This is a genomic window from Amycolatopsis sp. NPDC049253 (assembly GCF_040678995.1).
Lineage (GTDB): Bacteria > Actinomycetota > Actinomycetes > Mycobacteriales > Pseudonocardiaceae > Amycolatopsis.
Genome location: NZ_JBFAQX010000005.1, coordinates 17,620 through 43,867 on the forward strand (window position 1 = coordinate 17,620; position 26,248 = coordinate 43,867).

Genomic DNA, 26,248 nt, shown 5'->3' on the forward strand with positions numbered 1-26,248 from the left:
CGGGTCTTTCGGTCTAGAGGACGAGGTCGGCCAGCCGGTCGACCTCGTCCGGATCCGCGACGGTCGGCGTGAACGTGAGCTCGTTGAGCCCCGCCGCCTCGAAGTCCCGCACGATGGCCCTGATCTTCTCCGCCGTCCGCACCGCTCCGTCGGCGATCGTGTCGGCGTGGTCTCCGGCGTAGGCGTAGTACGAGCGCAGGTATTCGTCGCCGCTCTCGGGTTGAGTCGCCGAGAAGTAGGCCAGACCGAGCAACCGCGGCTCGCCTCCCCGGCCGGCTTCCGCCCACGCGTCGCGGATTTCCTTGACCGTCGGCTCCGCCCGCGCCGGCCCGCCACCGGCGCCGGTCCACCCGGCCGCGTGCTCCACCGTCCGCCGCACCGCGCGCTTGCTGTGCCCACCGATCAGGATCGGAATCCCCGGCGGCTCCGGCACTACGGCCCTTTTCTCGCCCGGGAAATCCCCCTCGGCCACCGCTTCACCACGCCACGCCTGCTTGAGGTAGCTCAACTGCCGGTCGAACGCCGCCCCGCGCCCCGCGAACTCCCGCTCCACCGGCAGGTAGTCCGACTCCCGCGCCCCCACGCCGAGGCCGAGCGTCAACCGCCCTTCCGCCAGCGACGCCACGGTGCCGGCCACCTTCGCCAGCACCGCGTCCGGGTACGTCGGCCCCAGCACGGCGTTGGTGACCAGCCCGATCCCGCTCGTCGCCCCGGCCACGCCGGCGAGCGCCGTCAACGAGTCCAGCGAGGGGTACGCCACGCGCCCGATCGTGGACACGAAGGCGAACCCGCGCCGTTCCGCCCGGCGCGCCCACTCGAGCACCAACGGCCCACTCGTGCCGGGCACCGTGTTGGGAATTCCGATACCGATCTTCATGCCGCCAGTGTGCAACCCCCGGGCAGCCACCGCAGCGCTCGGCTTCGGCTCGCCTCGGCTCGCCTCGCCTCGGCCACCAAGCGCCCCAATGTGGCGTTCGGTGCGCTGAACGCACCGAACGCCACATTGGGTGCACTGAATGGGCAGGCAGGTATCGATGGCGCAACCAACGCCACATTGGGGCGGGGCGGGCCGAACCTACTTCACGTACTTCGCCCCACGCGTCACAGCCGCGTAAGCGTCCACCGCACCATGTCCGTAGAACCCGTTGAACGCGGCATCCCCCGCACAGGTGGCCGTGAACGACTCGTCGCGGCCCTCGTTCAGGTAATCCACCGTCCGGGGCACCGGGCAGGCAATCGGCGAAGCCGTCCCCTCCAGCACGCGCTGCACGGCGTCCGGGTCCATCCCAAAACCGGAACCCGACTTCTTGCCGTACTCCGAAACGATCAACGCCGCGACACCGGTGGCGTGCGGCGTGGCCATCGAAGTCCCCTGGAGCCACTGGTAGTACCCGACCCGGCCGTCACGAGCGACGGCCTTCTGCACACCCGCGGCAACCCCCGCCGGAGTCACGTTCCCGGCCGCATCGACGTTCCCCTCGGCCACCGCCACGTTGCGCGGGTAGGCCGACAGGATCTCGTTCTCCACCTTCTGGAACCAAGGCGTCCCGAAGCCGTCCCGGTAGTACCCGCCCGGCGCGGAAACCGAGATCTGCTCGGTGCCGTAATTGGAGTAGTCCGCCTTCGCCTGCGAAGGACCGAAAGCGGCGACACCGATCGTGTGCGGACCTTCCGTGGGCATCGTCAGGCAGGACGCGTTGTCGATCTGCCGCGGGTGCGCCGAGGTGCTCGGGTAGTCCGGGCTGGTCGCGTCGGGCTGCGGCGCGCCGAGGTCCGTGTGCTCGTTGCCGAGGGCGACGACCATCGAAACGCCCTTGCGGTGCGCGTAGTTCAGCGCCCGCGTGGTGGCCTCGATGACGGTGCGCTGCTCGGCCTGCTCCTCGGCGGAGTCGGCCGGGTTCGCGCGGCAGTTGTAGAGCCACGGGTCGGTGTAGAAGCTCATGTTCACCACGTCGATGCCCGCGTCACCGGCGTAGGTCAGCGCGTCGACAGTCGGCTGGAGGAAGAAGAAACCCGAGTCCTGGCCGGCGCGGATGTTGACCAGCGAGACGCCCGGCGCGACGCCCGAGACGCCGAAGCCGTTCACCGCCGCGCCGATCGTGCCGGCGACGTGGGTGCCGTGACCGTTGTCGTCGTGGTCCACGGGATCGACGCAGCCGCGATACTCACACGGGCCGTCCACCACGGCGCCGTTCACGTCCGCGACGATGTCCCGCGTGAAGTTGCGCGAGTCGGCGCGGTCGAAGTTCGGCGCGATGTCCGGGTGACTGGCGTCGACGCCGGTGTCGATGATACCGACCTTCACGCGCTTGTCACCGGGCTGCACGGTGCGCGCGAGGTCCGACCGGGTGGACTTCAGGCCCCAGAGCTGGTCGTCCAGCGGATCGGTCCCCGACGGACCGGAACCGGAACCCGACGCCTTCCCCCGGCCCTCCTTCTCGACCGCGTTGTGCTTCACCTTCTTGCCGTCCCGCGGCGCCGACCCGATCGCCTTCGACCGGGCCGCGCCGAACACCGCGCTGCTGGACGAAACCCGCGCGACGAATCCCGAAGCCGGCGCCGAAGCCGTGATCAGCCCGACGGCGTCGTTCCGGGCCACCACCGTCCCGCCGGCGGCCTCGACCGCGGCCACGGCGGCGCCGACGTCCGAACGCGCCAGCACCGTGTACTCCGTGACCGGGCCGGAAACCCCTGCCGACGCGACCGGAACGAACGAGGCCGCACCGAGCAGGGGTACCGCCAATACGGCGAGAAGCAGTCTGGGTCTTTTCACGAGTCCTCCTCAACGCGAAAACCGACACCGCAACGTACATACCGGACACACGTTGCAGCAATCGTCAGAAGGAGGAACCAGACTAAAGTCAGGGCACCACGGACCGGGCTTCCGCGAAGTGGCACGCCGAGAGGTGCCCGTCGGTGCGCGGCGAGAGCTCCGGGTCCTCGGTGGCGCAGATGTCCTGCGTCTTCCAGCACCGCGTGCGGAACCGGCAGCCCGACGGCGGGTCGAGCGGGCTCGGCGGGTCGCCCTCGAGCCGGATGATCTGCCGCTGCCCGCGCACTTCCGGGTCGGCCACGGGCACGGCCGAGAGCAGCGCCTGCGTGTACGGGTGCGAGGGCCGCTCGTAGATCTCGTCCTCGGTGCCGATCTCCACGATCTTGCCCAGGTACATCACGGCCACGCGCGTGGCGAGGTGGCGCACCACCGACAGGTCGTGCGCGATGAACACGTACGACAGCCCGAACTCCGTCTGCAGGTCGCCGAGCAGGTTCATCACCTGCGCCTGGATGGAGACGTCCAAAGCGGACACCGGCTCGTCGCAGATGATCACCTTCGGCCGCAGCGCGAGCGCCCGCGCGATGCCGATGCGCTGGCGCTGCCCGCCCGAGAACTGGTGCGGGTAGCGGTTGATGTGCTCGGGGTTGAGCCCCACCACCTCCAGCAGCTCACGCACCTTCTGCGCGCGCGAACCCTTGGGCGCGACCTCGGTGTGGATCTCGAACGGCTCGCCGACGATGTCGCCGACCGTCATCCTCGGGTTCAGCGACGTGTACGGGTCCTGCAGCACGATCTGGATCTCGCGCCGCAGCCGCCGCAGCTCGGCGCCGCGCAGCTTGAAGATGTCGCGGCCCTCGAACGTCGCCCCGCCCGCGGTCGGCTCCTCCAGGCGCATCAGCACCTGCGCGAGCGTCGACTTGCCGCAGCCCGACTCGCCCACCACGCCGAGCGTCTCGCCCGGCGCCAGGTCGAACGAGACGCCGTCGACGGCCTTCACGTGCCCGATGGTGCGCTTGAACAGCACGCCCTGGCGCACCGGGAAGTGCTTCACCAGCTCCTGCACGCGGAGAATCGGATCAGCCACGGGTTTCCACCACCTCTTCGGCGAAGTGACACGCACTGACCCGGCCGAAACCCAGGCTGTGCAACGACGGCCGTTCCTCCGAACAGCGTTGCTCCGCCCGCTTGCACCGCGGGTGGAACGGACAGCCCGAGGGGATGTCGAGCAGGCTCGGCGGCAGCCCCTTGATCGTCTCCAGCGTCTGGCCCTTGAGGTCCAGGCGCGGCAGTGAATCCATCAGCGCACCCGTGTACGGGTGGCCCGGCGATTTGAACAGCTCGTGCACATCGGCCTGCTCCACGATCCGGCCCGCGTACATCACGGCGATCCGGTCGGCGACCTCCGCGACCACACCGAGGTCGTGCGTGATGAGAACGAGCCCCATCTGCCGTTCGCGCTGGATCTCGCCGAGCAGGTCCATGATCTGGGCCTGCACGGTCACGTCGAGTGCCGTGGTCGGCTCGTCCGCGATCAGCAGCACGGGGTCGAGCGCCAGCGACATCGCGATCATCGCGCGCTGGCGCATGCCGCCCGAGAACTGGTGCGGGTAGTCCTTCACGCGCCGCGCGGCGGCGGGGATGCGCACCAGGTCCAGCAGCTCGATCGCGCGCTTGCGGGCGTCCTGTTTGGACATGCCCTGGCGCACGCGCAGCTGTTCTTCGATCTGGAACCCCACGGTGAACACGGGGTTCAGCGCCGAGAGCGCGTCCTGGAAGATCATCGCGATCTCGGTGCCGCGCAGCTCGCGCCGCCGCTCGGGCGTGGCCGTGAGCAGGTCCTCACCTCGGTAGCGGATCGAACCACCGGTGATCACGCCCGGCGGCATGTCGAGGATGCCCATGATGGTCTGCGCGGTCACGCTCTTGCCGGAACCGGATTCACCCAGCACCGCAAGGGTTTCGCCGGCGTGCACGGAGTAGCTCACGCCGTTGAGCACGTTGGCGACGCCGTCGGACGTGCGGAACTCCACCTGGAGGTCTTCGACCTCGAGCAGCAGCTCGTTCGTTGGTTCGGACATCGGGTGAGCTACCTCGACTTCGGGTCGAGCGCGTCGCGGATCCCGTCACCGAGCATCACGAACGCGAGCACGGTGATGGTGACGAACGCACCGGGGAACAAGAGCATGTGGGGGTCGGCCCGGAAGTAGTCGCGCGAGTCGCTGATCATCACGCCCCACGAGATCACCGGCGGCCGCACGCCGATGCCGAGGTACGCGAGCGTCGCCTCGGCGCCGATGGCCGCGCCCAGCGCGATGGTGGCGTAGACCAGCACCGGCGCGAGCGTGTTGGGCAGCAGGTGCCGGAACACGATGCGCGGCGTGCTGGCGCCGAGCGCGCGGGCGGCCTTCACGTAGTCGAGCTGCTTCGCGACCAGCGTCGCCGAGCGCATGATGCGCATCGCGACCGGCCAGGTCAACACCGCGATGGAGCAGACCACCTGCACGATGATCGTCACGGCACCGGGGTTGGAGCCGGGCGCGTTGAACGTGGTGAGGATGACGATCGCGCCGAGCACGAACGGCAGGCCGGCGAAGATGTCGCCCAGCCGCGAGAGCAGGCTGTCGATCAGGCGGCCGTAGTAGCCCGCGAGGATGCCGACCAGCGAGCCGAACACCACCGTCAGGATCGTCGCGAACACGCCGACCAGCAGCGACGCGCGGGCGCCGTAGATGGTGCGGGCGTAGACGTCGTAACCCTGGTTGTCGTAGCCGAACCAGGCCTCGGACGACGGGCCCTGGTTGGCCTTCGTCAGGTCGCTGAACCCGGCTTCGCGGTGGGAGAACAGGCCCGGGGCGATCGCGATCAGCACCACCAGCAGGATGATCACCGCGGAGATCACGAACGCCGGCTTGCGGCGCAGCTGGCGCCACGCGTCGCCCCACAAGCTGCGGGGCTTCTTCGTCTCGGTGGCGGAGTCGTCGACGCGCGACAGCTCCGCCGCGTCGACAGCCGTGCCTCCGACGAGGTTGGGGTCAGTCATAGCGGATCCTCGGGTCGAGAACGGCGTAGAGCAGGTCCACGATCAGGCTCATCAGCAGGTACACCAGTACGAGCAGCACCACGACGCCCACGACGGTGGCGCTCTCGCGGTTCTGGATGCCGCGGAAGATGAGCCCGCCCAGGCCGTTGATGTTGAACACGCCCTCGGTCACGATCGCGCCGCCCATCAGCGCGCCCAGGTCGGTGCCGAGGAACGTCAGCACCGGGATCACCGAGTTGCGCAGCAGGTGCACGCCGACCACGCGGCTGTTGGGCTGGCCCTTCGCGATGGCCGTGCGGATGTAGTCGGCGTGGCGGTTCTCCGCGATCGACGTTCTCGTGAGCCGCGCGACGTACGCCATCGAAAGGCTGCCCAGCGCGATGCCGGGCACGATCAGCTCGCCGAAGGACGGGTCGTCCGACACGCTCGTGTCGATGATGCCGAGCTCGGTGCCCAGCACGAGCTGCAGCACGATCGCGGTGACGAACACCGGCAGCGAGATCAGGAACGTGGTGGAGACGAGCACCAGGTTGTCGAGGAAACCTCTGCCGCGCAGGCCGGTCAGCACACCCGCGGTCAGGCCGATCACGGCCTCGATGAGCACCGCGACGAGCGCCAGGCGCAGCGTGATCGGGTAGGAGGTGGCGATCAGCTCGCCGACGGAGGTGCCGTTGAAGGTCTCGCCCCAGTCGCCCGTGAACAGGCTGCCGAGGTACTTGAGGTACTGGAGGATCAGGTTGTCGTTCAGGTGGAACTTCTCGGTCATCAGGTCGACGTAGGCCTGGGGGCAGGCCGTTTGGCCGCACTTGCCCGAGAAGGGATCACCCGGGACGGCCCACACCAGCACGTAGATCAGGAAGGTCGTTCCGAAGAACACCGGGATCAGCTGGAGCAGGCGTCGCAGGACGTAGCGAATCATGCGTCAGTTCCTAGGAGTGCGCGCCGGGCGAGCCGCGGACCGTCCTTTTGAGACGGTCCGCGGCGGCCTTGGTGTTGGGAGGTCTTCTCAGCGCGTCACTTGGTGACCTCGACCGACGAGTAGTCGGCGCGGCGGCGGAAGTCGAGCGTCACGGTCTTGGTGTGCTTGGACTTCGCGGCCACACCCTTCTCGTCCCAGACCGGGATCGAGGGCAGGTCCTTGGCGATGGCGTCCTCGGCCTGCTGGTAGATCTTGATCGCGGCGTCCTTGTCCGGCGTGGAGTCGGCCTGCTCCAGGAGCTGGTCGACGGCCGGGTTGGAGTAGACCGAGTCGTTCGACGAGGCACCCGTGCGGTAGATCGGGTTCAGGAAGTCCTCGATCGACGGGTAGTCGGCCGACCAGTCCGAACGACCCATGCCGGTCAGCTTGTGGCCCGTCACGATGCTGCGCCACTGGCCGAAGTCCGTGGCCGGCACGAAGTCGCACTCGACGCCGAGCACGTTCTTGATGCTGTTGCACGCGGCCACCAGCGGCTCCTTGCGGCCACCGTCGGCGTTCGAGGCGATGGTGAGCTTGCCCTTGAAGCCGGACTTCGCGAACGCCGCCTTGGCCGCGGCCGGGTCGAACTTGCAGAACTCGCACACGGCCGGGCGGTAGCCCTCGATGCCCTGCGAGACGTAGCCGTCGGCCGGCACGTAGGTGTCGTTCATGACGGTCTTGGTGATCTGCGTGCGGTCGATCGCCATGGAGATGGCCTTGCGCAGGTCGAGGTTGTCGTAGCCGGGCACGTAGTACGGCACGGCGATGGCGCTGATGCCGAGCAGGTGACCGGTGACCAGGTTGTCCTTGAGGTCGGTCTTGTACTTGCTGCCGGCCAGCGCCGAGGGCGGGAGCGTCTCGATGAAGTCGAGCTTGTTGCTCAGCAGGTCCTGGTACGCGGTTTCCTGGCTCGCGTAGATCTTGATGTCCAGGTCCTTGAACTTGACCTTGTCCTGGCCCTTGTAGTCGTCATTGCGCGTCAGCTTGATGTCGACGTTCGGCGTGCGGCTGACGAACTTCATCGGACCGTTGCCGATCGGGTGCTGCGCGAAAGCCTTGGGGTCCTTGAAGAACACGTCGGGCAGCGGCGCGAAGGCCGTGTAGCCGATCTTGGTGGCGAAGACCGAGAACGGCGCCTTCAGCGTCACCTGGAACTCGTAGTCGCCCTTCACGACCAGGCCGGACATCTTGTCCGTGGTCGGCTTGGCGTTGTCGTCGGCCGGGTGGACGTCGTCGTAGCCCTGGATGTTCTCGAAGAACGTGCTGTTGATCTGGCCGTTGGGCGAGTAGGCGCCGTAGTTCCAGGCGTCGACGAAGTTCTTTGCCTTGACCTCGGTGCCGTCGTGGAACTTCCAGCCCTGCTTGATCTTGATGTCGAAGACCTTGGAGTCGGTCGTGGTGATCGACTCGGCCATCTGGTTGTAGGGCTGCGCGTTGTCACCCTTGAACGCGACCAGCTCGGCGAACATCGCGTCGACGGCCTTCGAGCCACCCAGCTCGTTGGTGTTCGTGGGGATCAGCGTGTTCTGCGGCTCGGTGCCGTAGACGGTGAAGGTCCCGTTGGGATCCACCTCACCGGACGACCCGCTACTGCTGGAGCCACCACCGCACGCGGCAAGGACCAATGACAAGGTTGTCACCACCGCGGCGGCTCCCCAGAGCCTGCGTGAACGCCGCATGTTCCCCTCCATCTCGTGTTCCCGAAAAGTGAGATGGACGTTAGCGGGCGGTGGGGGTTTGTAACCAGATCACTCGGTTGCAAAAGAGTGACAACCTTTTCCTACACCCTGGCAGAGCACTACCAAGGTATTAATGATCACCCAGCGTGCCCACGCTGCTCCGCTCAGGCGAGAGAGAGCGCGATTCCGTCGAGGATGTCGTGTTCGCTCACGATCAGCTGGTCCGGACCACCGCGTTTCGCGAGCTGCTCGGCCAGCACCTGGACGATCACCGCACCCCCGCCGATCACGTCCATCCTGCCCGGATGGATCACCGGGTTGGCCGCGCGGGTGGCCCGGTCGGCCGCCAGCAGGCTCGTCGCGAGGCTGTCGATCTGGGCGTGGGAGAGCTTCGACAGGTGCGTGCGCTCCGAGTCGTACTCGGGCAGCTCCTGGGCGATCGCTGACAACGTGGTCACCGTGCCGGCGACCCCGATCCACGTCTTGGCCTTGGCCACGTCGACGACGTCGAACGCCTCCTGGAGGATGGTCTCGGCGAGCTGCTTCGCCTCGGTGATCTCGTCCGCGGTGGGCGGATCCTGCGTGAGGGCGCGCTCGGTGATGCGGACGCAGCCGATGTCCACTGACTTCGCGGCGAGCACCTCGGCGCGCTGCCCGTCCCACGTGCCCAGGACCAGCTCGGTCGAGCCGCCGCCGACGTCGACGACCACGAAGGGACCGTCGTCCGGGTCCTGCTCCCCGACCGCGCCGGTGAAGGACAGCCGCGCTTCCTCGTCACCGCTGATCACCTCGGCCTCGACGCCGAGCGTCTCGCGCGTCATGGCGAAGAACTCGTCGCGGTTACTGGCGTCCCTGGTGGCCGAGGTGGCGACCATCCTTACTTTTTCGACGCCTTTCCGACGGGCGGCGATCGTGTAGTCGGCGAGGGCGACGCGGGTGCGTTCGAGCGCTTCGGGCGCCAGGCGGCCGGTGGCGTCGACGCCTTGGCCGAGGCGCACGATGCGCATCTCGCGGTGCAGGTCGCGCAGGTCCACCGTGCCGTCGTGGCGCGGCGTCAGCTCGGCGACGAGCAGGCGGATGGAGTTGGTCCCACAGTCGATCGCGGCTACACGAGGCATGGCGTCGACCTTACTGGGTCGAGGTCAGGACGCTGGGGCGTTGCTCGTCGTGCTGTCTGTCGTGCTGTCTGTCGTGCTGCTGTCGTCGGGCGGTGTGGAGCTCTCTTGGCCGCATGGCGGGAGGCTCGGGGTGGTCGTCGTCGTGGTCGTGGTGCTCGGCGGTGTGCTGTCGGCTGTCGTACTGGATTCGCAGGTCGGCGTGCTGGTCGTGGTGTCCGTCGACGTGCTGCTGCTCGTGCTTCCGCTCGGCGGCAACGACGTCTGCGGCGGCCCACTCGGCGGCGTACTCGACACCGGTGGTGGCGGCACGGCCGGCGGCGGCGGGTTGACGCCCGCGTTGGGCGCGCCGACGGGAATCTGGCTGTCCGGCAGCGGCGCGACGCCGTTGCGGTAGGCCTCGGCCCAGAGGATGACGGTGTTCACGTAGACGTCGGAGTTGTTGTAGCGGTAGATGGCCGTGCGCAGCTGGTCCGGGTTCGCGACGTCCAGGCCGCCGGAGCAGAGGTAACGCGCCGTGGCGAGCGAGGCGTCGAAGAGGTTCTCCGGGTCGGCGGTGCCGTCGCCGTTCCCGTCGGACGCGTACTGGCGCCACGTCGCGGGGATGAACTGCGCCGGCCCCACCGCGCGGTCCCAGACGGTGTCGTGGTCCAGCGCGCCGCCGTCGGTGTCGGGGATCGCCGCGAAGGGCCCGCTCCCGTTGAGCTCCGGGCCGAGGATCGGTTCGAGCGCCGTGCCCGCCGCGTCGACGTACCCACCGCGCGCGTGGTTGGACTCGATCCGCCCGATGCTGGCGACCAGCGCCCAGTCGATGTGGCAGTTCGGCTGCTCGTGGGCCAGGATGTCGGCCGCGTTGTGATACGCGGCCAGCGCGGTGGCGGGGATGCCGAGGGGCCCGTTGGGCAACTCGTACGCGGGCAACGGCAACGGCACCGGCGACTCGGGCAGGCTCCCGTCCACGGCGACCTTTTCCACCTGGGGGTTCTGCGGGTCGTAACCCTGTTCGAGCGCCACGTCTTTGGTGTGGGTCGTCGGCAGGCCGGCCGTCCAGGCCCCGATCGCCAGCGTCGCGGCAATCGCCGGCACGACGGCCAAGATCCCGACGGAGACGGAGACGACGTTCCGGTGCCTGGCCGTGACCGTTCGGCCGCGGTACCGAACTTTCCGCGTCGCGACACGCAGCCTTCTCGGCCCACGCCCCGCCGAGACTTGGTCCGGCCTTGACCAGCGGCGGGGTCGGTTTTGGGCTTCGGTTGCTTCGCCTTGACCTGCTTCGGCTTCGGGGTCTGTTTCTGCTGTTTCTGCTGTTTCTGCTTCGCCGGCTTCGCTTACTTCGGCGGTGGCTCCGGCTTCGCCTTGACCCGCTTCACCCGCTTCTCCGGCTTCGCCCGCTTCGGCAATGACTCCAGCTTCGCCCTGACCTTCTTGGCCCGCTTCCGCTTCAGCCTCTGCTTCAGCTCCATCGCCGACTTCAGTGGTGGCATCGGCTTCAATCTCCGCAGCCTGGGCTTCACCGGCGGCTTCGCCTCGAACCTCGCCAACCTGGGCTTCCGCCTCAGCTTCGGCTTCGCCCGCCTCGGCCGGAGCTACGTCGCTTACGTCGGCGCGGGCAGCTGCGGCCCCTTCGGATTGGGCTGCGACTTCGCCGAACGTTTCGGCTTCGGCCGCCTCGGTACGGGCACCTTCGCCCTCGCACAGCTCGGTCAGGACCGCTTCGCCTGGCTCGGCGCGGGCAGCTGCGGCCCCTTCGGATTGGGCCGCGGCTTCGCCGAGCACTTCGGCTCGAACCCCTTCACCCTGGCCCGAGTCGATCGGAGCCGCTTCGCCTGGCTCGGCGTGGGCGACTTCGACCGCTTCGGATTGCGCTGCGGCTTCGCTGAGCGTTTCGGCTTCGGCCGCCTCGGCACGGGCGACTTCGTCGGCGGGGGCGCGCACGGCTTCCGTTGCCTCGGCTGCTGCAGTCGCTGCGTCGGCCCCAATCCCGTGGGCTCCGTCTACTGCTTCAGCGTCGGCAGCTTCGGCTTCGCTGGTGCTGGCGAGGGCCTCGGCGTCCCGAGCTGTGCGACCCTCGTCAGTCGGGTCGTCCTGTTCAGACCGAGCTTCTGGAGCATCGCCGGGCTGGTCGAGGTCCGTGGCGTCCACGTCGAGGTTGTGGTCGCGACCGTCCACATCGTTCGCCTCGGCTTCGGCCGGCGCCGAGGCGCGGGTGGCGTCGCTGTGGGGTCCATTGCGGAGCTTTCGGGCGATGTGCCCGAGTCCGCGTGGCGCCCGCATGGTCCGAACCCTCCTCGGGGTCACCCGGTGGTAAGCCCGATGGTTGCCTACGTCGTGTGAAGATTCCGTACCCAGCTTGGCGGCGGGTCACCCATACGGGAACCCACAGATGCAGTAACTGCCCGCCTGTCCGGACTATCTGCACACGAGACGGGAGCGTTACCCCTCTTCGGCGGCGGCGCACTCGCCCGACGGCCAGCCCTGGGTGTGGAGCCAGGCGAGGGTCTCGTCGCCGAACGGATTGACGCCCGGGCCGGCGGCGAGGGTGTGGGCGAGGTGGACGTGGAGGCACTTCACGCGCCCCGGCATGCCGCCGGCGGTGACCTGCGTGCCGAGGGACTCGATGGCGTCGCGCTCGGCGAGGTAGGTCTCGTGCGTGCGCAGGTACGCCGCGGCGAGCTCCGGGTCGGTCTCGAGCCGTGCGGTCATCTCCTTCATCACGCCGGACGCCTCCAGCGTGCCGACGAGCGACGTCAGCCGTGGGCACGTCAAGTAGTAGAGCGTGGGGAACGGGGTGCCGTTTTCGAGCCGCGGGCTCGTCTGCACCACCGACGGGTGCCCGCTCGGACACCGCGCCGCCACGGCCCGCAACGCGCGCGGCGGACGCCCGAGCTGCTCCCTGATGATCTCCCGGTCGGCATCGGTGACCGGCTCGAAGCGGGGGGTTTCCGTGCTGCTGTTGCTGCTGTTCACGCCACCCAGGTTAGTGCCGCCGACGACCGGCCCGGCCGCCACCTCCGCCTGAACCCCCGACTTATCCACAACTCGGTTCCCCTGTGGACAACTCGGCCCCCGACGGCCTCGACCGCCGTTTTCGTCGGCCCCCGCCGGTGGAATGGGACGGGGACGCCCCCCTTGGGGAGGGTCGCCTGTGGTCCAGGCGCGCCATCCGATTCGTGCTCAAACACGGCTAGGGCGCCGACGAGCCAGGCGTTACGGCGCGCCCGCACCATCCGCGTGCCGGATCACAACCCGCCGACACCAGGCGTTTTCACACCCACCCGAGGCACCTCACCCTCGGCGGCACTGTCGGCCCCCGTGTCGTCCGCTTCCCACCGCAGTAAATCCCCCGGCTGACACTCCAGCACCTCGCAAAGCGCCGCCAGCGTCGCAAAACGCACCGCCTTCGCGCGGCCGTTCTTCAGCACCGCCAGGTTCGCCGGGGTGATCCCGACGCGGTCCGCGAGCTCGCCCACCGACATCTTCCGCCGGGCCAGCATCACGTCGATGTCGACGGCGATGGGCATCAGATCACCTCGTCGAGCTCGGCCTGCAGTTGCGTCGCCTCGACGTCGCGGGCGACGGCCTGGGCCAGGAGCATCCGGAGCACCAGCACGATGAGCGCGACGCCCAGGATGGCCACGCCGATCCCGCCCATGATGAGGGTGACGCCGGGGTCGTCGCGCTGGCCGGGGGCGTTGATGGCCGTGACCGTGAACCACACGAGGGCCGCCCCGACGATCGCGCCGATGACGGTGTCGACGTAGCGGAAGGCGGCGGGCGAGAACACCGTGCCGCGGCGCACCATCGCCACCAGCCGCCACACGCAGACCACGGCGACCTGCACCGTCACCAGGCCCACGATCGTGACGAGGCGCAGCGCGGTCAGCGGCAGCGTCCCGTCCTCCGGGTCGCTGCCGGTGACGAGCACCCACACCATCAGCACCTGGATCAGCGCGGTTCCGGTGAGCACCACCGCGAGCACCGCGCGCAGTGCGTTCACTGCCAGCTTTCCCACAGGGCCATCCTCCCATCGAGTTACGATGGGAATCTATCGATTTTCGATAGGTAAGACAAGAAGAAAAACGACGGGGCACCCGAAGGCACCCCGCCGCTCAACCCAAACCAAGAACTCACCCGCCGGAAACCGAGTTCCACAGCTTCTCGTACCAAGACCCCTGCGGAACCGCCGCCGGGTTGGCCGCGGGCGGCGGCGCGGAAGGCTGGTCCTCCGGCAGCTGCACCATGTACGGCGTCTCCCCCGGCTTCACGTACCGCAGGCGCCGGCGGGCCTCCGCCTCGATCTGCGCCGGGTCGCTGAGCTGGGCCTTGCGATCACGCAGAACGTCGACTTCCTTCTGCAGCTGGGCCTGCTGCGCCTCCTGGTCACGCACTTCCGACCGCTGGCTGAGGTACGTCCGCAGCGGCACCGCGACGGTGAACGCCAGCGCACACACGACGATCGCCACCACAGCCGCGCGCCGGGTGGTCGACATGCCGAGCACCTTGGCCGCGCCGGACGCGCGTTTCGCCGCGAGGCCACGGCGCAGCCGAGCCCTCGTCGTCTCCGAAGCACCAGAAGCGCCTGAAGACACAGAGCGGCGCCGGGCCGACGCGGGGCGCCGGGCCCGCGTGGACCCACCTGCCTCAGCGCGCCGGGCCCGCGTGGACCCGGCGCCGGTAGCGCCGCGACGGCTGCGCGCCCTCCCCCGGTCGGCCATGGAACCCTCAGGCCTCCGCGGTGAACCGCGGGAAGGCGAGGTCGCCGGCGTAGCGCGCGGCGTCCGCCAGCGTCTCCTCGATGCGCAGGAGCTGGTTGTACTTCGCGATCCGCTCGCCGCGCGCCGGGGCGCCCGTCTTGATCTGCCCGACGCCGGTCGCGACCGCGAGGTCCGCGATGAACGTGTCCTCGGTCTCGCCGGAGCGGTGGCTCATCATCGACTTGTAGCCGTACGACGTGGCCAGCGAAACCGCGTCCAGCGTCTCCGACAGCGTGCCGATCTGGTTCACCTTCACCAGCAGCGCGTTGGCGGCGCGGCGGGTGATGCCCTCCTCGAGGCGGTCCGGGTTGGTGACGAACAGGTCGTCGCCCACGAGCTGGACCTTGTCGCCGACCTCGGCGGTCAGCTGGACCCAGCCGTCCCAGTCGTCCTCGCTCAGCGGGTCCTCGATGGACACGAGCGGGTAGTCGCGCAGCAGTTCGGCGTAGTAGGCCGACATCTGCTCGGCGCTGCGCTTGGTGCCCTCGAACGTGTAGGCGCCATCGGCGAAGAACTCGGTGGCGGCCACGTCGAGCGCGAGCGCGACGTCGCGGCCCGGCGCGTAGCCGGCCTTCTCGATCGCCTGCAGGATCAGGTCGAGCGCCTCGCGGTTGTTGCCCAGGCTCGGGGCGAAGCCGCCCTCGTCGCCGAGGCCGGTGGACAGCCCGCGGCCCTTCAGCACGCCCTTGAGCGCGTGGTAGACCTCGGTGCCCCAGCGCAGCGCCTCGCGGAACGACTCGGCGCCGATCGGCGCGATCATGAACTCCTGGATGTCCACGTCGGTGTCGGCGTGGGCGCCACCGTTGAGGATGTTGAGCATCGGCACGGGCAGCACGTGCGCGTTCGGCCCGCCCAGGTAGCGGAAGAGCTCCAGCTCGGCCGACTCGGCGGCGGCCTTCGCGACGGCCAGCGAAACGCCGAGGATCGCGTTGGCGCCCAAGCGCGACTTCGCGGGCGTGCCGTCGAGGTCCACGAGCTTCTGGTCGACGATCCGCTGGTCCACGGCGTCGACGCCCACCAGGTCCGGACCGATCTCGTCGAGCACCGCGGCGACCGCGCGCTCCACGCCCTTGCCGTTGTAGCGGCCGGTGTCCCCGTCACGCAGCTCGACTGCTTCGTGCTCGCCGGTGGACGCACCCGACGGGACAGCGGCCCGCGCCAGCGTGCCGTCGTCGAGCGCCACCTCCACCTCGACGGTCGGGTTGCCACGCGAGTCCAGAATCTCGCGCGCGCCTACCTGCTCGATGAGAGCCACGCCATGCTCCTCAGTGGGTCGTGCCTGCGGTGACGCCGCCCAGAGTAGCTGTCCGCGGCTTTCACCCGTTGGAGGCACGGCCGTTCCGCACAGTGCCCGTCAGTGGCCTTCCGAGCCCTCCGGCCGCACTTCGCGCCACCCGGACGGCAGCTCGACGGTCTCCGACGTCTGCTGCCAGAACGTCCAGCTGTTGCCCCCGGGGTCGGCCACCGTGAAGACGCGCGCGCCGTACGGCTGGTCCTGCGGCGGCTCCGGCTCGGCGTCCTCGCCCAGCGCCGAACGCACGCGCTCGTACTGCGCGTCGACGTCGGTCACGTAGATGATGTTGAGCTGCCCGACCGGTCCCTCGACGCCTTTGGCCGCCCAGTATTCGGGACCCACGCCGGCGAGCTGGACCGTTCCGGTGCCCGCGCAGAGCGTCGCCTGGAAGACCTCCCCGGACGCGTCCTCGAACCGAACTTCCTCCCGGAAGCCGAAGACCCTGGTCAGCCACTCCAGCGCCGCCGTCGCGTCGGTGTAGTAGAGGTAGGGCGCCAGGCCCAGGTAGCCGGGTTCCTGTCCGCTGCTCATGGCAGGACAGTTCACCACGACCCGTCCGCCGCCTCGTGCGAGCCCCTCCGGAGCGGTATCGTCGGAGTGACCATGACGGACGCCGCAGCAGCACCAGAGCCCACCGGCGAAGACCGTTTCCGCGCCTTCCGCCAGGCCGAGGATCTGGTCGAACGCCACCGCCCGCTCGACGCGCTCAAGGCGCTCGAACCCCTGCTCGACGAGACGGACAAACCGAGCGTCCAGCTCCTCGCGGGCCGCGCGTACTTCCATTCCGCGCAGCTGCGCCGGGCGGAGCGCGCGTTCACGCGAGTCCTCGAGCTGGATCCGACGGATCACTACGCCCGCTTCGTCCTCGGACGGACCCTCCAGCGCCTCGGCCGATTGGCCGAGGCGCTGGCGCAACTGCGGATGGCTTCGGCGATGAACCCCGTGCCGGAGTACCTGGAGGCGATCGCGGAAGTGACGGCGCGGATCACCTTGCAGGATCGCTGACGCCCGGTTCGGGCTCCGCGTTCAGGCTCGGACTTTCGGCTGGTCAGCCGTTCCGCGGGTGTGGCCGTTCGGCGCCACCGCTCGGCCGGTCGGCTGATCCGGCGGACCCCCTTCACGAGCGAACCTTGAGTCATCACGGAGAACGACCCGAGGAGCTCGAGATGAACGTCTTCACCTTCATCGCCGTCTACGCCGGCCTTGCCGTCCTGCTGCTGGCGGCGCTCTCGCCGGTGATCGTCGAGCTGGACGCGCGGTTCCCGGCCGGCCGCCGCAAGCGCGCCGCCGCCGCTTCGCCCGCCGCGCCGCGTCAGGCCAAGGCCCTCAAGGGCACGCGGATCACCGCGCACGCCTGAGGCGCGGGTCAGGGCGCGACGCTCGCCGCGGCGTAGGAGTCCGCGGCCGAGAACACGCTCTGCACGTAGTCCACCGAAGAGTTGTAGAACAGCATCGCGCGCCACCAGCCCGAGGGGGTGCCGAGGTCGTCGCCGCCGGAGCAGAGGTAGCGAGCGGCCGTGAAGGCGGCGTCGTCGATGTTCTGGGGGTTGGCGGGTTTGCCGTCACCGTTGGCGCGTTCGGCGTACTTCTTCCACGTCGCCGGCGTGAAGTGCAGCGGGCCGAGCTCGTGGTCGGCCTTGCGGTCACCGTCCAGGGCGCCGGAGTCGGTGTCCGCGCCCACGGAAGCGCCGACGACAGCGGGCGTCACGTCGCCCGAGGAAGACACCGCCAGGGAAGGCGTGGCCAGGTGGCCGATGCCCGCGAGAGTCGCCCAGGACAGGTGGCAGGCCGGCTTCTGGCGGCGCATCCACATTTCCGCGCGGCCGTACGCGGCGAGAACCCGGGCGGACAGCTGGGTCTTGCCCGCCACGCGAGCGGCCCACGCATCCAGTTCGGCCTGGTCCGATTCCGTCGGGCGGTCGGGTGGGGCGGCCAAGCCGGCGCGCGGCGCCGAAGCACCCGATTGGGGGCGCTGCGGGGGCACCGAGAACGACGACGTCGCAGCAGCAGGAGCGGGCGGAGCGGCCGAAGGAGCCGGGTCGCGCACCCCGATCGTCACCACCAGCACGATCCCCGTGAGCACCAGCCCCAGCGACAACGCGATCCGGCTGACGTAGCGGCGAGGCGGAGACGTCGTCTGAGTGGTATCGGCCACCCGGACAGGTTACTTCTCCCACCTTCGCGTGACGCCACATCGGGTGATCACGAACCCGAACGCCACGCGGCGGCTCGGAGGTCCTCCAGCCCGTACACGGCCCGGCTCCGAACGAACACTCCCCGCGGCCGTTCCGTCTCGCCAAAGGCAAGCGGACGGTTAACTCCCAGCCCCGGCCGCCCACGTCACACAATTCGTTATGGATCCGCCGCTCACCTCGCTGACCTGCGGTTACCCTAACCTAACCCGACCGGGTAGTCCGATTTGCCCGATCGCGGAGACGGCCTCGGGCGTACGCTCCTCTGGACTTACAGGCAAGGCTTACCTAAAAACATCAGGTCAGGTATGCGGAGGAGGGCTGAGCAGTGGTGTTTTCGAGCGCGCTCATCGGGTTGCGCGAAGGGCTCGAGGCCGCCCTCGTGGTCAGCATCCTGGTGGCGTTCCTGGTGAAGACGGACCGGCGCCACGCGCTGAAGTTCGTGTGGCCGGGCGTGGGCGCGGCAGTGCTGCTGTCGGTCGCCGTCGGCGCGATCCTGACCTACAGCACGGCGCAGCTGAGCTTCGAGCACCAGGAGCTGCTCGGCGGCAGCCTCTCGATCGTCGCGGTCGCGTTCGTCACGGCGATGATCTTCTGGATGCGCAAGGCGTCCAAGCAGATGGCCGCGGAGCTGCGCGGCAAGATGGAGGACGCGCTCAACGTCGGCCCCGCCGCCGTGCTGCTGCTGTCGTTCCTCGCCGTCGGCCGCGAAGGCCTCGAAACGGCCGTGTTCTTCTACTCCGCCGTGCAGACCGCGCAGTCGGACACGATCCAGCCGCTCATCGGCTTCGTGGTCGGCATCGCCGCCGCGATCGTGATCGCGTACCTGCTCTACCGCGGCGCCGTGCGGTTCAACCTCGCGAAGTTCTTCACCGTCACCGGCGTGCTGCTGGTGTTCGTCGCCGCCGGGGTGCTCGGCTACGGCTTGCACGACCTGCAGGAAGCCGGCTTCATCCCGGGCTTGACCACCCTCGCGTTCGACGCGTCGAGCTCGCTGCCGGAAACCTCGTGGTACGGCGCGCTGCTCAAGGGGATCTTCAACTACTCGCAGCAGACCACCGTGCTGCAGGCGATCGCGTGGGTCGCCTACGTGGTGATCGTGCTCCCGCTCTTCCTCAAGCCCACCAAGAAGAAAACCGTCACGGCTGAAGCCGCTGCGGCCGCTGCCAAGGAGTGACCGTGCCTCTGTCCCCCAGAACCCCGCTGGCCGTGCTGGCCGGAGTCGGCGCCCTCGTGGCCCTGTCCGCGTGTGACAGCACCGATTCCGCGTCGAGCGGCTCCGGCGCCGCGGGCCCGATCAAGGTCGAGGCTTCCGACAGCACGTGCGCCGTCGCCGTGAACACCGCCAACGCGGGCAACGTGACGTTCGAGATCACCAACAAGGGCACCAAGGTCACCGAGTTCTACCTCTACGCCGAGGGCGACCGGATCATGGGCGAGGTCGAGAACATCGCCCCCGGCCTCAACCGCCGGCTCATCGTCGAGGTCCCCGAGGCCGGCAAGTACCAGACGGCGTGCAAGCCCGGCATGGTCGGCAACGGCATCCGCGGCGACTTCACCGTCACCGGCGGCGCGCAGAAGCAGACCGACACCGACGCGCAGAAGGCCGAAGCCACCAAGAGCTACGCCACCTACGTCGCCAACAACACCGCCGCGCTCGAGACGGAGACGCAGAAGTTCGTCGACCTCGTCAAGGCCGGCAAGGTCGACGAGGCCAAGTCCGAGTACGCCACCACGCGCGTGTACTACGAGCGCATCGAGCCCGTCGCCGAGAAGTTCGGCGACCTCGACCCGCTGATCGACGTGCGTGAGGCCGACCTCGAGTCGGGCCAGCAGTTCACCGGTTTCCACCGGCTGGAGAAGGACCTGTGGGTCACCGGACTGCAGCCCGACAGCTCGCAGGTCGCCGACAAGCTGCTCACCGACGTCAAGGACCTGGTCACCAAGACCAAGACGCTGCAGCTGAGCGCGCTCGACCTCGCCAACGGCGCCAAGGGCCTGCTCGACGAGGTCGCCACCGGCAAGATCACCGGCGAGGAAGAGACCTTCTCGCACACGGACCTGTGGGACTTCCAGGCCAACGTGGACGGTTCGAAGGGCGCGATCGCTTCGCTGCGCCCGATCCTGCAGGAGCGCGACCCGGCCCTGGTGTCCACTCTGGACAAGCAGTTCGCCAACGTGCAGTCGCTGCTGGACAAGACGCGCGTGGGTGACGGGTTCAAGTACTACAACCAGCTGTCGCAGGACGAGATCAAGGCGTTCGCCTCGGCGGTCGACGCGCTGAGCGAGCCGCTGAGCAAGGTCGCGGAGGTTGTGTCGAAGTGAGTGAAGAGGGCACCCGCGTTTCTCGCCGGAAGCTGTTCGGCCTGGCGGGAGCGGGGGTCGCCCTGGCCGGCGCGGGGGCGGCGGCCGGGGTCGGCATCGACAGGATCGGCGGCGGTTCCACCGCGCAGGCCGCGGTGACCACTGTGGACTTCCACGGCGAGCACCAGGCCGGCATCGTCACGCCGACCCAGCAGAACTTGCACTTCGCCGCGTTCGACGTGACGACGACCGACGTCGGCGAGCTGCGGCAGCTGCTGCGCACGTGGACTTCCGCGGCGCGGCGGATGACGGCCGGGCAGGAGGTCGTGCCAAACGGCGCCGTCGGCGGCGCGGCCGAAGCACCGCCGGGCGACACGGGCGAGGCGCTGGATCTGCCCGCGTCCGACCTGACGTTGACGATCGGCTTCGGTCCGTCGCTGTTCGACGGCCGGTTCGGCCTGGCGGCGAAGCGGCCGGCGCAGCTGATCGACCTGCCGCTGTTCCCGAAGGACAAGCTCGACCCCGCGCGCACCGGCGGTGACCTGTGCATCCAGGCGTGCGCCAACGACCCGCAGGTCGCCGTGCACGCCGTGCGCAACCTCGCGCGGCTCGGCTTCGGCGTCACGGAGGTGCGCTGGTCGCAGCTCGGCTTCGGGCGCAGCGCGTCGACGTCGCGCGAGCAGGCCACGCCGCGCAACCTGTTCGGCTTCAAGGACGGCACCAACAACATCAAGTCCGAGGACACCGATTTCCTGCGCGACGAGGTGTGGGCCACGGCCGGCGACGGTCAGGCCTGGATGGCCGGCGGCTCGTACCTCGTGGCGCGGCGGATCCGGATGCACATCGAGACGTGGGACCGCGAACCGCTGGAGGGCCAGGAGCAGATCATCGGCCGCACCAAGGGTTCCGGGGCGCCGCTGGGCCAGACGGCGGAGTTCGACGACGTCGACCTCGGCGTCCGCGGCGAGGGCGGCGTGCCCCTGATCGCCGACGACGCGCACATCCGGCTGGCTTCGCACCAGACGTTGAACGGGACCCGGATCCTGCGCCGCGGCTACAACTTCGTCGACGGTTCCGACGGCGTCGGCCACCTCGAAGCCGGCCTGTTCTTCCTGGCCTTCAACCGGGATACGCGCAAGCAGTACGTGCCGATGCAGCAGGCGCTGTCGTCGAAGGACGCGATGATGGAGTACGTGCAGCACACGGGTTCGGCGCACTTCGCGGTTCCGCCGGGCCTGACCCCCACCTCGAACTGGGGCGACGGCCTGTTCGCTTGACTTCAAGTGGGGTTGAACTTGCACGGTGGAGTGCATGTTCACCTCAGCAGAACTCGACTACCTCGCCACGCAGGGTCTCGGCCGGCTCGCCACCCAGCAGCCGAACGGGACCCTGCAGGTCAGCCCCGTGGGCTTCACCTACAACGCCGAGGCCCAGGCCATCGACATCACCGGCTACCACCTGACGCAGAGCCGCAAGTACCGCAACGTCGCCGCCAACGGCCGGGCCGCCTTCGTGGTGGACGACCGGCCGTCGCTGAACCCGATGCGCGTGCGCTGCCTGGAGATCCGCGGCCGCGCGGAGGTGCTGACCGACGTGTTTGCCCCGGACGGCCACCTCGACGGCGCGGTCATCCGGCTCCACCCGGAGCGCATCATCAGCATGGGCATCGACGACGGTGATGTGCCGCCGTTGGAGATGAAGCCGAACAACCGCAACGTGTAAAGGCCGCTACCGGATCGTCGCCAGAACCCGCACTGGTGCTCGGCCGCCGCGTCCACCGGCCGGATCCGGTCGGGCACCAGCCGGAGCCGCCCGTGCGCCGTGCCGGCGGGCCACCTCGGTGCGCCGGCGTGGTCCGGGTCACCGGTGCGGGCGAACGTGGTCCAGTACGCTTTCATGCTCGCCGCCAGGTCCTGCTGGGGCTGGGTTTTCAGCAGGTCGAGCCCGCCCAGGTCGAACAGGTACGGCAGGTCGGACGCGTGCGCGGCGCCCGGGGAGAACCCGGGGACGTTGATGCCGTTGACGTTGGCGGCGCCGGGATCCGCCGGTTTGCCGCGCATCCACGCCAGTTCGTCACTCTGGCAGCCGATGCCGTGCGCGGCCTCGACGCCGTCGGCCTGGTCCTGCCGCAGCGACGTGTAAGGCCGGTCCGCCGGCGCGCCCGGGAACAGCGCACCGGCCGGCTGAGCCGGCACGGCCCGGAGGACATGATCGCTTTGTCGACCAGGCCGCGGGCCGGCGGCGAGGTCAGCTTCGCGCACGCCGACATCCCCCCGGCCGACTCGCCGAAGATGGTCAGGTTGTTCGGATCCCCGCCGAACGCGGCCGCTAGCGGGCCTGTCCAATCGGTGCGACTGACCGGAAACTGGTGGAGCGCCACGCACCGGTGCGCGATCATGCCTGCATGGCGAGCAAATCCGAGGACGGGCGTTATCCGTCGACCGAGCCACACGAGTCAGGCATGCTGGGGGTCGGAGACGGCCATGCGCTGTACTGGGAGGTGTCGGGCAACCCTGGCGGGAAGCCGGCCGTCGTGCTGCACGGCGGTCCCGGCTCGGGGAGCTCTCCGGGAACACGGAGCCTGTTCGACCCGGACCGCTACCGCGTGGTGCAGTTCGACCAGCGCAACTCCGGACGCAGCACCCCTTCGGCGACCGACCCGGTCGTCGACCTGTCCGCGAACACCACCCAGCACCTCGTCGCCGACATCGAGGCGCTGCGGGCCCACCTGGGAATCGAGCGCTGGCTCGTGTGGGGCGGCTCGTGGGGCGTCACCCTCGCTCTCGCCTACGCGCAGGCCTACCCGGAGCGGGTGACCGAATTGGTGCTCGCGGCCGTCACCAACGGCAACCGGAGCGAGACTGACTGGATCACGCGGGACATGGGCCGCGTTTTCCCGCGCGAGTGGGAACGGTTCCGCGACGGCGTGCCCGCCGCCGAACGCGACGGCGACCTGTCAGCCGCCTACAGCCGGCTGCTCCACGACCCCGACCCGGAGGTCCGCGCCGAGGCCGCACGCGCGTGGTGCGAGTGGGAGGACACGCACATGTCGCTGGCCCCCGACGCCGCACCGTTCCTGTCGGTCGCGGACCCAGCGTTTCAGCTGGCCTTCGCCCGCATCGTCACCCACTACTGGTCCCACGGCTGTTTTCTGGACGACGGGCAGCTGCTGCGTGACATCGAACGGCTCCACGGGATTCCCGCCGTGTTGATCCACGGGCGCTACGACGTGAGCGGTCCGCTCAGCACCGCCTTGGAGCTGCACCGGGCCTGGCCTGGAAGCGAGCTGGTGGTTCTCGAAGACACCGGCCACGGCGGCGGCAGCATGACGGCGGCGATCATCGCCGCCACCGATCGCTTCGCTCGCGACCATTGATCGGCAGAACCACAGCACCGGTTGCCGTACCCGCCCCTCGTGCGAGTACGACAACCGGCGGTCCCCCAGGTCAGCGGCGCGCCCCCACCGCCGAGTACACCCCCGCGCCCAGCACGAACAGTCCGCCCGCTAGCCACCACGACACCGCGACGTCCGAGGGCTGCAAGGGCCACGCCAGCACGTGGAACAGCCCCACCGGATCGGGCGGCGCGAAGAGCGCGAGCACGAGCCACAGCAAGGGCAGCGTCCACCCGAACTGGCCGCCGAAGGCGAACGCGGCCAGGCCCGCCAGGCCGACGAGGCCGAGGCCGTCGCGCAGGATCACGGGGGCCGGGACGGCCGAGGCGCGCACGAGGAGCAACACGCCGACCGCCACGACGCCCACCAGCACCAGGTGCACGAGCCGCCGCGGGAACCAGCCGAAGGCAGCGGTGCGGTCGAGGTCCACGTCCTGGCCCGAGAGCCCGGTGGCCGCGACGGCGACGGCCGCGCCGAGGGCCAGCGAGGCGAACAGCACGGACCAGTCGGCGCCGGCCAGGATCCGGATCACGAGCGGGCACAGGACCAGCGCCGCGAGAGACACCGGCAGGCGGCGTGAGCGGGCGTAGAGCGTCAGCCACCTCATCGCGACGCCCCGGTCAGCAACGCGTACGGGTCACCGGAGCAGGTCTGCTGAGCCTGGTACGCGGCGGAGACGCGCGCGAGCTGCTCGGCAGCGGGCAGGGCGCGCAATTGCGCCCCCACGTCGTGCATCGGCGTGGTCAGCCAGGAACCGTAGACGCCGGCGTGGGGCGGATCGCCCGGGTCGCCGAGAAGCCAGGCGGCGATGATGTAGCGCGCCTTCGTGGCGGTCGGCGGGCCGGAGCAGAAGGGGGCTGTCGCGAGGAGCTCGTACTCGAGGTCGCGGCCGGAGACGTCACGCAGTTCGGAGTCGTCGCGGCGGACGACGAGCGCGGACGGGTCGCCGGGGCCGTGGGCGATGTTCTCCGGTGTCGTCGTTTCGACGACGCGCGTCGGTGCGGAAGGCAGCTTTGCCAGCAGGGCCAGGGCGTCCTTGCCCGGTCCGGACACAGTGGACAGCCAATCGGCGTGCAGAGTGGTGACGCACACCGAACCTTCGCACACGGGCGCGGCGGCGCTGGGGTTGTCGACGAAGTTGTCGGTCACCGTAGCCGGGAAGATCGGGATGGCGACGGCCAGCCCGACGAGGGCCGGCAGCACGGCGAACCAGCGCCGGACCGCCAGCACCAGGAATCCCGTCGCAGCCAGTCCGAGTAGCCAGCACAGCTGACCGACCGACACCGAAACAACCGGGTCCACGAACGCGCTGTACGGCTGCCCACCCGCGGGCGAGAGCAGCGCGATCCGGTTCGGCACCGTTTGCTGCACGGCACTCCCGCGCACCCCTCCCACCTGCAGAAACACACCCACCACCAGCGCCACGACCCCGGCGGCGGGAGCCGTCAGCGGGTGCGGCAGCAGCCGCCCGACGGCAAGCCCGACGGCAGCGCCTGCCACGACCGAGGCCACGCCGACCAGCAACGGCAGCACCCACGTGAAGGTGAACATCCCGTCGTTCGCGATCACCTGCCCGAGCCCGACCGCGACGATCACGAGGTAACCGGCCACAGCGGACAGTCCGATCACGAGCCCGATCTTCGCCGTGCGCCGCGCGACGGGCAGCGGGGTCGTGGCCAGCAGCTCCTCCATTCCGGACCGCCGGTCGCGCATCCCCTGCAGCGCAGCGCCGCACACGATGATGGGCCACAGCAGGGAAAGCAGGTAGCGCGACCACAGGATCGACGGCGTCCACTGCAGGTCCCAGGCGCTGGCGTTCTTCCACCACGGCCCACTGAACAGGAAGAAGAACCCCAGCCCGACGGCCAGGAGCACGAACACGAGCCAGGGCGCGATCGTCCGCCGCGCCTCGGTGCGCAGCACGCTCACCAGGAACCCCTCCCCCGGTCGTGGTTGAGCAGCGCCGAGTAGCCACGCTCGATGGGGCTGTCGCCGATGTCCTCGGGCGTGCCCGCGGCGGCCAGCTGGTCGGGCGTGCCCTGGAAGACGAGCTTGCCCTCGGCGAACAGCACCACGTCGGTGCACGCCGTGGCGACGTCTTCCACCAGGTGCGTCGACACGACGACACACGCGTCCTGCCCGAGCTGCGCCATGAGCTCGCGGAACCGCACGCGTTGCGCCGGGTCGAGGCCCGCGGTGGGCTCGTCGAGCAGCAAGATCTGCGGGTCGTTCACGATGGCCTGCGCGATGCCGACGCGGCGGACCATGCCGCCCGAGAGGGTTTTGAGCTTGTCGTCGGCGCGGTCCGCGAGGCCCACACGTTCGATCGCGCGCTGCACGGCGGCGGGGATGTCCTTTTTGGACATCTCTTTCAGCCACGCCAGGTACTCGACGAACTCACGCACCGTGAACCGCTTGTAGTAGCCGAACGTCTGCGGCAGGTAGCCGATCCGCCGGCGCAGGCGGCGCTGGTCGATGTGTCCCCCGACCGACTCACCGAGCAACGCCAGCCCGCCTTCCGCCGGCCGGAGCACCGTCGCCAGTGCCCTGATCAGCGTGGTCTTGCCGGCCCCATTGGGCCCGAGCAGGCCGTGGACTCCCTTGCCCAGAGACAGATCCAGGCCGTCGACGGCCATTTTTCGCCGCCCCACCCGTACTTTCAGCGCTTCCGCCTGGATTTCCCAGGCATAGGTCGACGGAGCGACCTCCGCGGCTTCGACTGCCCGCATGTCCATTGTCCCC

Annotated in this window: 28 protein-coding genes and 1 pseudogene; 8 read left to right on the forward strand and 21 right to left on the reverse strand. The window is 69.5% G+C overall.

The features are described 5' to 3' along the window. Positions 1-13: 13 nt before the first annotated feature. The 9 genes from AB0K15_RS13250 to AB0K15_RS13290 form a co-directional block, all read right to left on the reverse strand. Positions 14-877 carry an LLM class flavin-dependent oxidoreductase gene (locus AB0K15_RS13250; RefSeq protein ID WP_364049054.1) on the reverse strand — a complete coding sequence of 288 codons (864 nt, stop codon included), beginning with the start codon at positions 875-877 and terminating at the stop codon, positions 14-16. A gap of 198 nt (positions 878-1,075) precedes the next feature. Beyond that, on the reverse strand, positions 1,076-2,773 hold the full coding sequence (locus AB0K15_RS13255) for a S8 family serine peptidase (protein ID WP_364049056.1): 1,698 nt from the start codon (positions 2,771-2,773) through the stop codon (positions 1,076-1,078). Positions 2,774-2,861: 88 nt separating this feature from the next. Beyond that, entirely contained in the window at positions 2,862-3,860 is a 999-nt protein-coding gene (locus AB0K15_RS13260) for a dipeptide ABC transporter ATP-binding protein (protein WP_364049058.1), read from the reverse strand. After that, a complete protein-coding gene (locus tag AB0K15_RS13265) occupies positions 3,853-4,854 on the reverse strand; it encodes an ABC transporter ATP-binding protein (RefSeq protein ID WP_364049060.1) in 1,002 nt (333 codons plus the stop codon). Before AB0K15_RS13265 ends, AB0K15_RS13260 begins: the two co-directional genes overlap by 8 nt. 8 nt (positions 4,855-4,862) lie before the next feature. Next, positions 4,863-5,816 carry an ABC transporter permease gene (locus AB0K15_RS13270; protein WP_364049062.1) on the reverse strand — a complete coding sequence of 318 codons (954 nt, stop codon included), beginning with the start codon at positions 5,814-5,816 and terminating at the stop codon, positions 4,863-4,865. Next, positions 5,809-6,735 carry an ABC transporter permease gene (locus tag AB0K15_RS13275; RefSeq protein WP_364049064.1) on the reverse strand — a complete coding sequence of 309 codons (927 nt, stop codon included), beginning with the start codon at positions 6,733-6,735 and terminating at the stop codon, positions 5,809-5,811. The genes AB0K15_RS13270 and AB0K15_RS13275 overlap by 8 nt, the downstream gene beginning before the upstream one ends. A 95-nt stretch (positions 6,736-6,830) precedes the next feature. Beyond that, on the reverse strand, positions 6,831-8,453 hold the full coding sequence (locus AB0K15_RS13280; RefSeq protein ID WP_364049066.1) for an ABC transporter substrate-binding protein: 1,623 nt from the start codon (positions 8,451-8,453) through the stop codon (positions 6,831-6,833). A 164-nt stretch (positions 8,454-8,617) separates the two neighbouring features. Next, positions 8,618-9,571, reverse strand: a complete 954-nt coding sequence (locus AB0K15_RS13285; protein ID WP_364049068.1) for a Ppx/GppA phosphatase family protein — start codon at positions 9,569-9,571, stop codon at positions 8,618-8,620. 24 nt (positions 9,572-9,595) lie between these two features. After that, positions 9,596-10,654, reverse strand: a complete 1,059-nt coding sequence (locus AB0K15_RS13290) for a lytic murein transglycosylase (RefSeq protein ID WP_364049070.1) — start codon at positions 10,652-10,654, stop codon at positions 9,596-9,598. A 177-nt stretch (positions 10,655-10,831) separates the two neighbouring features. Here AB0K15_RS13290 and AB0K15_RS13295 point away from each other — a divergent pair, with 177 nt between their 5' ends. Then, the gene (locus AB0K15_RS13295; protein ID WP_364049072.1) at positions 10,832-11,902 is read left to right on the forward strand and encodes a hypothetical protein; all 1,071 of its coding nucleotides are present in this window, start codon (positions 10,832-10,834) and stop codon (positions 11,900-11,902) included. A 99-nt stretch (positions 11,903-12,001) separates the two neighbouring features. Here AB0K15_RS13295 and AB0K15_RS13300 read toward each other — a convergent pair whose 3' ends face one another. The 6 genes from AB0K15_RS13300 to AB0K15_RS13325 form a co-directional block, all read right to left on the reverse strand. Continuing rightward, complete coding sequence (locus AB0K15_RS13300; RefSeq protein WP_364049074.1) at positions 12,002-12,535, reverse strand: DUF501 domain-containing protein; 534 nt, start codon at positions 12,533-12,535, stop codon at positions 12,002-12,004. A gap of 272 nt (positions 12,536-12,807) precedes the next feature. Then, a complete protein-coding gene (locus tag AB0K15_RS13305) occupies positions 12,808-13,089 on the reverse strand; it encodes a helix-turn-helix transcriptional regulator (protein WP_364049076.1) in 282 nt (93 codons plus the stop codon). Further along, complete coding sequence (locus tag AB0K15_RS13310) at positions 13,089-13,580, reverse strand: DUF2975 domain-containing protein (protein ID WP_364049078.1); 492 nt, start codon at positions 13,578-13,580, stop codon at positions 13,089-13,091. Before AB0K15_RS13310 ends, AB0K15_RS13305 begins: the two co-directional genes overlap by 1 nt. 115 nt (positions 13,581-13,695) lie before the next feature. Continuing rightward, on the reverse strand, positions 13,696-14,058 hold the full coding sequence (locus tag AB0K15_RS13315; protein WP_364049080.1) for a septum formation initiator family protein: 363 nt from the start codon (positions 14,056-14,058) through the stop codon (positions 13,696-13,698). Between the two features lie 232 nt (positions 14,059-14,290). Next, entirely contained in the window at positions 14,291-15,577 is a 1,287-nt protein-coding gene (eno, locus tag AB0K15_RS13320; RefSeq protein WP_220244276.1) for a phosphopyruvate hydratase, read from the reverse strand. Positions 15,578-15,676: 99 nt separating this feature from the next. After that, a complete protein-coding gene (locus AB0K15_RS13325) occupies positions 15,677-16,147 on the reverse strand; it encodes a VOC family protein (protein ID WP_364049082.1) in 471 nt (156 codons plus the stop codon). Positions 16,148-16,219: 72 nt separating this feature from the next. Here AB0K15_RS13325 and AB0K15_RS13330 point away from each other — a divergent pair, with 72 nt between their 5' ends. After that, positions 16,220-16,621 (forward strand): tetratricopeptide repeat protein, encoded by a 402-nt coding sequence (locus tag AB0K15_RS13330; protein ID WP_220244278.1) that lies wholly within the window; start codon positions 16,220-16,222, stop codon positions 16,619-16,621. Between the two features lie 161 nt (positions 16,622-16,782). After that, positions 16,783-16,974 carry a hypothetical protein gene (locus AB0K15_RS13335; RefSeq protein ID WP_364049085.1) on the forward strand — a complete coding sequence of 64 codons (192 nt, stop codon included), beginning with the start codon at positions 16,783-16,785 and terminating at the stop codon, positions 16,972-16,974. A gap of 8 nt (positions 16,975-16,982) precedes the next feature. Here AB0K15_RS13335 and AB0K15_RS13340 read toward each other — a convergent pair whose 3' ends face one another. Beyond that, positions 16,983-17,699, reverse strand: coding sequence for a murein transglycosylase (locus tag AB0K15_RS13340; protein WP_364049910.1), 717 nt, complete (start codon positions 17,697-17,699; stop codon positions 16,983-16,985). A 437-nt stretch (positions 17,700-18,136) separates the two neighbouring features. On the opposite strand from AB0K15_RS13340, the gene efeU reads away from it, so the two are divergent. Genes efeU through AB0K15_RS13360 form a run of 4 tightly spaced genes read left to right on the forward strand, consistent with a single transcriptional unit; the run spans position 18,137 to position 21,834 of the window. Then, positions 18,137-18,985, forward strand: coding sequence for an iron uptake transporter permease EfeU (gene efeU, locus AB0K15_RS13345; RefSeq protein ID WP_364049087.1), 849 nt, complete (start codon positions 18,137-18,139; stop codon positions 18,983-18,985). Beyond that, positions 18,982-20,133 carry an iron uptake system protein EfeO gene (efeO, locus tag AB0K15_RS13350; RefSeq protein ID WP_364049089.1) on the forward strand — a complete coding sequence of 384 codons (1,152 nt, stop codon included), beginning with the start codon at positions 18,982-18,984 and terminating at the stop codon, positions 20,131-20,133. The genes efeU and efeO overlap by 4 nt, the downstream gene beginning before the upstream one ends. Next, a complete protein-coding gene (gene efeB / locus AB0K15_RS13355; RefSeq protein ID WP_364049091.1) occupies positions 20,130-21,389 on the forward strand; it encodes an iron uptake transporter deferrochelatase/peroxidase subunit in 1,260 nt (419 codons plus the stop codon). Before efeO ends, efeB begins: the two co-directional genes overlap by 4 nt. A gap of 34 nt (positions 21,390-21,423) precedes the next feature. Next, positions 21,424-21,834: a PPOX class F420-dependent oxidoreductase gene (locus AB0K15_RS13360; protein ID WP_360593992.1), complete on the forward strand. Its 411-nt coding sequence runs from the start codon at positions 21,424-21,426 to the stop codon at positions 21,832-21,834. A gap of 107 nt (positions 21,835-21,941) precedes the next feature. Here the strand turns inward: AB0K15_RS13360 and AB0K15_RS13365 are convergent. Both AB0K15_RS13365 and AB0K15_RS13370 read right to left on the reverse strand, forming a co-directional pair. Beyond that, positions 21,942-22,127: pseudogene (locus AB0K15_RS13365) on the reverse strand (carboxylesterase family protein); the annotation flags it as partial. Continuing rightward, a complete protein-coding gene (locus AB0K15_RS13370; RefSeq protein WP_364049094.1) occupies positions 22,043-22,510 on the reverse strand; it encodes a carboxylesterase family protein in 468 nt (155 codons plus the stop codon). The pseudogene AB0K15_RS13365 and the gene AB0K15_RS13370, both read right to left, overlap by 85 nt. Positions 22,511-22,516: 6 nt before the next feature. Here AB0K15_RS13370 and pip point away from each other — a divergent pair, with 6 nt between their 5' ends. Continuing rightward, entirely contained in the window at positions 22,517-23,488 is a 972-nt protein-coding gene (gene pip, locus AB0K15_RS13375) for a prolyl aminopeptidase (protein WP_364049096.1), read from the forward strand. Positions 23,489-23,558: 70 nt separating this feature from the next. Here the strand turns inward: pip and AB0K15_RS13380 are convergent, their stop codons facing one another. Genes AB0K15_RS13380 through AB0K15_RS13390 form a run of 3 tightly spaced genes read right to left on the reverse strand, consistent with a single transcriptional unit; the run spans position 23,559 to position 26,235 of the window. Continuing rightward, a complete protein-coding gene (locus AB0K15_RS13380) occupies positions 23,559-24,113 on the reverse strand; it encodes a hypothetical protein (protein ID WP_364049098.1) in 555 nt (184 codons plus the stop codon). Beyond that, positions 24,110-25,435 carry a hypothetical protein gene (locus tag AB0K15_RS13385; protein WP_364049100.1) on the reverse strand — a complete coding sequence of 442 codons (1,326 nt, stop codon included), beginning with the start codon at positions 25,433-25,435 and terminating at the stop codon, positions 24,110-24,112. The genes AB0K15_RS13380 and AB0K15_RS13385 overlap by 4 nt, the downstream gene beginning before the upstream one ends. Further along, entirely contained in the window at positions 25,432-26,235 is an 804-nt protein-coding gene (locus tag AB0K15_RS13390; RefSeq protein ID WP_364049912.1) for an ABC transporter ATP-binding protein, read from the reverse strand. Before AB0K15_RS13390 ends, AB0K15_RS13385 begins: the two co-directional genes overlap by 4 nt. Between the last annotated feature and the right edge of the window lie 13 nt (positions 26,236-26,248).

Coding starts and splice junctions, on each gene's coding strand:
- AB0K15_RS13325 (WP_364049082.1), bottom strand. CDS start 16,147: ATGAGCAGCGGACAGGAACCCGGCTACCTGGGCCTGGCGCCCTACCTC.
- AB0K15_RS13390 (WP_364049912.1), bottom strand. CDS start 26,235: ATGCGGGCAGTCGAAGCCGCGGAGGTCGCTCCGTCGACCTATGCCTGG.
- AB0K15_RS13305 (WP_364049076.1), bottom strand. CDS start 13,089: ATGCCCATCGCCGTCGACATCGACGTGATGCTGGCCCGGCGGAAGATG.
- AB0K15_RS13360 (WP_360593992.1), top strand. CDS start 21,424: ATGTTCACCTCAGCAGAACTCGACTACCTCGCCACGCAGGGTCTCGGC.
- AB0K15_RS13270 (WP_364049062.1), bottom strand. CDS start 5,816: ATGACTGACCCCAACCTCGTCGGAGGCACGGCTGTCGACGCGGCGGAG.
- AB0K15_RS13315 (WP_364049080.1), bottom strand. CDS start 14,058: ATGTCGACCACCCGGCGCGCGGCTGTGGTGGCGATCGTCGTGTGTGCG.
- AB0K15_RS13335 (WP_364049085.1), top strand. CDS start 16,783: ATGAACGTCTTCACCTTCATCGCCGTCTACGCCGGCCTTGCCGTCCTG.
- AB0K15_RS13285 (WP_364049068.1), bottom strand. CDS start 9,571: ATGCCTCGTGTAGCCGCGATCGACTGTGGGACCAACTCCATCCGCCTG.
- AB0K15_RS13370 (WP_364049094.1), bottom strand. CDS start 22,510: ATGATCGCGCACCGGTGCGTGGCGCTCCACCAGTTTCCGGTCAGTCGC.
- AB0K15_RS13280 (WP_364049066.1), bottom strand. CDS start 8,453: ATGCGGCGTTCACGCAGGCTCTGGGGAGCCGCCGCGGTGGTGACAACC.
- AB0K15_RS13330 (WP_220244278.1), top strand. CDS start 16,220: ATGACGGACGCCGCAGCAGCACCAGAGCCCACCGGCGAAGACCGTTTC.
- pip (WP_364049096.1), top strand. CDS start 22,517: ATGGCGAGCAAATCCGAGGACGGGCGTTATCCGTCGACCGAGCCACAC.
- AB0K15_RS13380 (WP_364049098.1), bottom strand. CDS start 24,113: ATGAGGTGGCTGACGCTCTACGCCCGCTCACGCCGCCTGCCGGTGTCT.
- AB0K15_RS13250 (WP_364049054.1), bottom strand. CDS start 877: ATGAAGATCGGTATCGGAATTCCCAACACGGTGCCCGGCACGAGTGGG.
- AB0K15_RS13265 (WP_364049060.1), bottom strand. CDS start 4,854: ATGTCCGAACCAACGAACGAGCTGCTGCTCGAGGTCGAAGACCTCCAG.
- AB0K15_RS13275 (WP_364049064.1), bottom strand. CDS start 6,735: ATGATTCGCTACGTCCTGCGACGCCTGCTCCAGCTGATCCCGGTGTTC.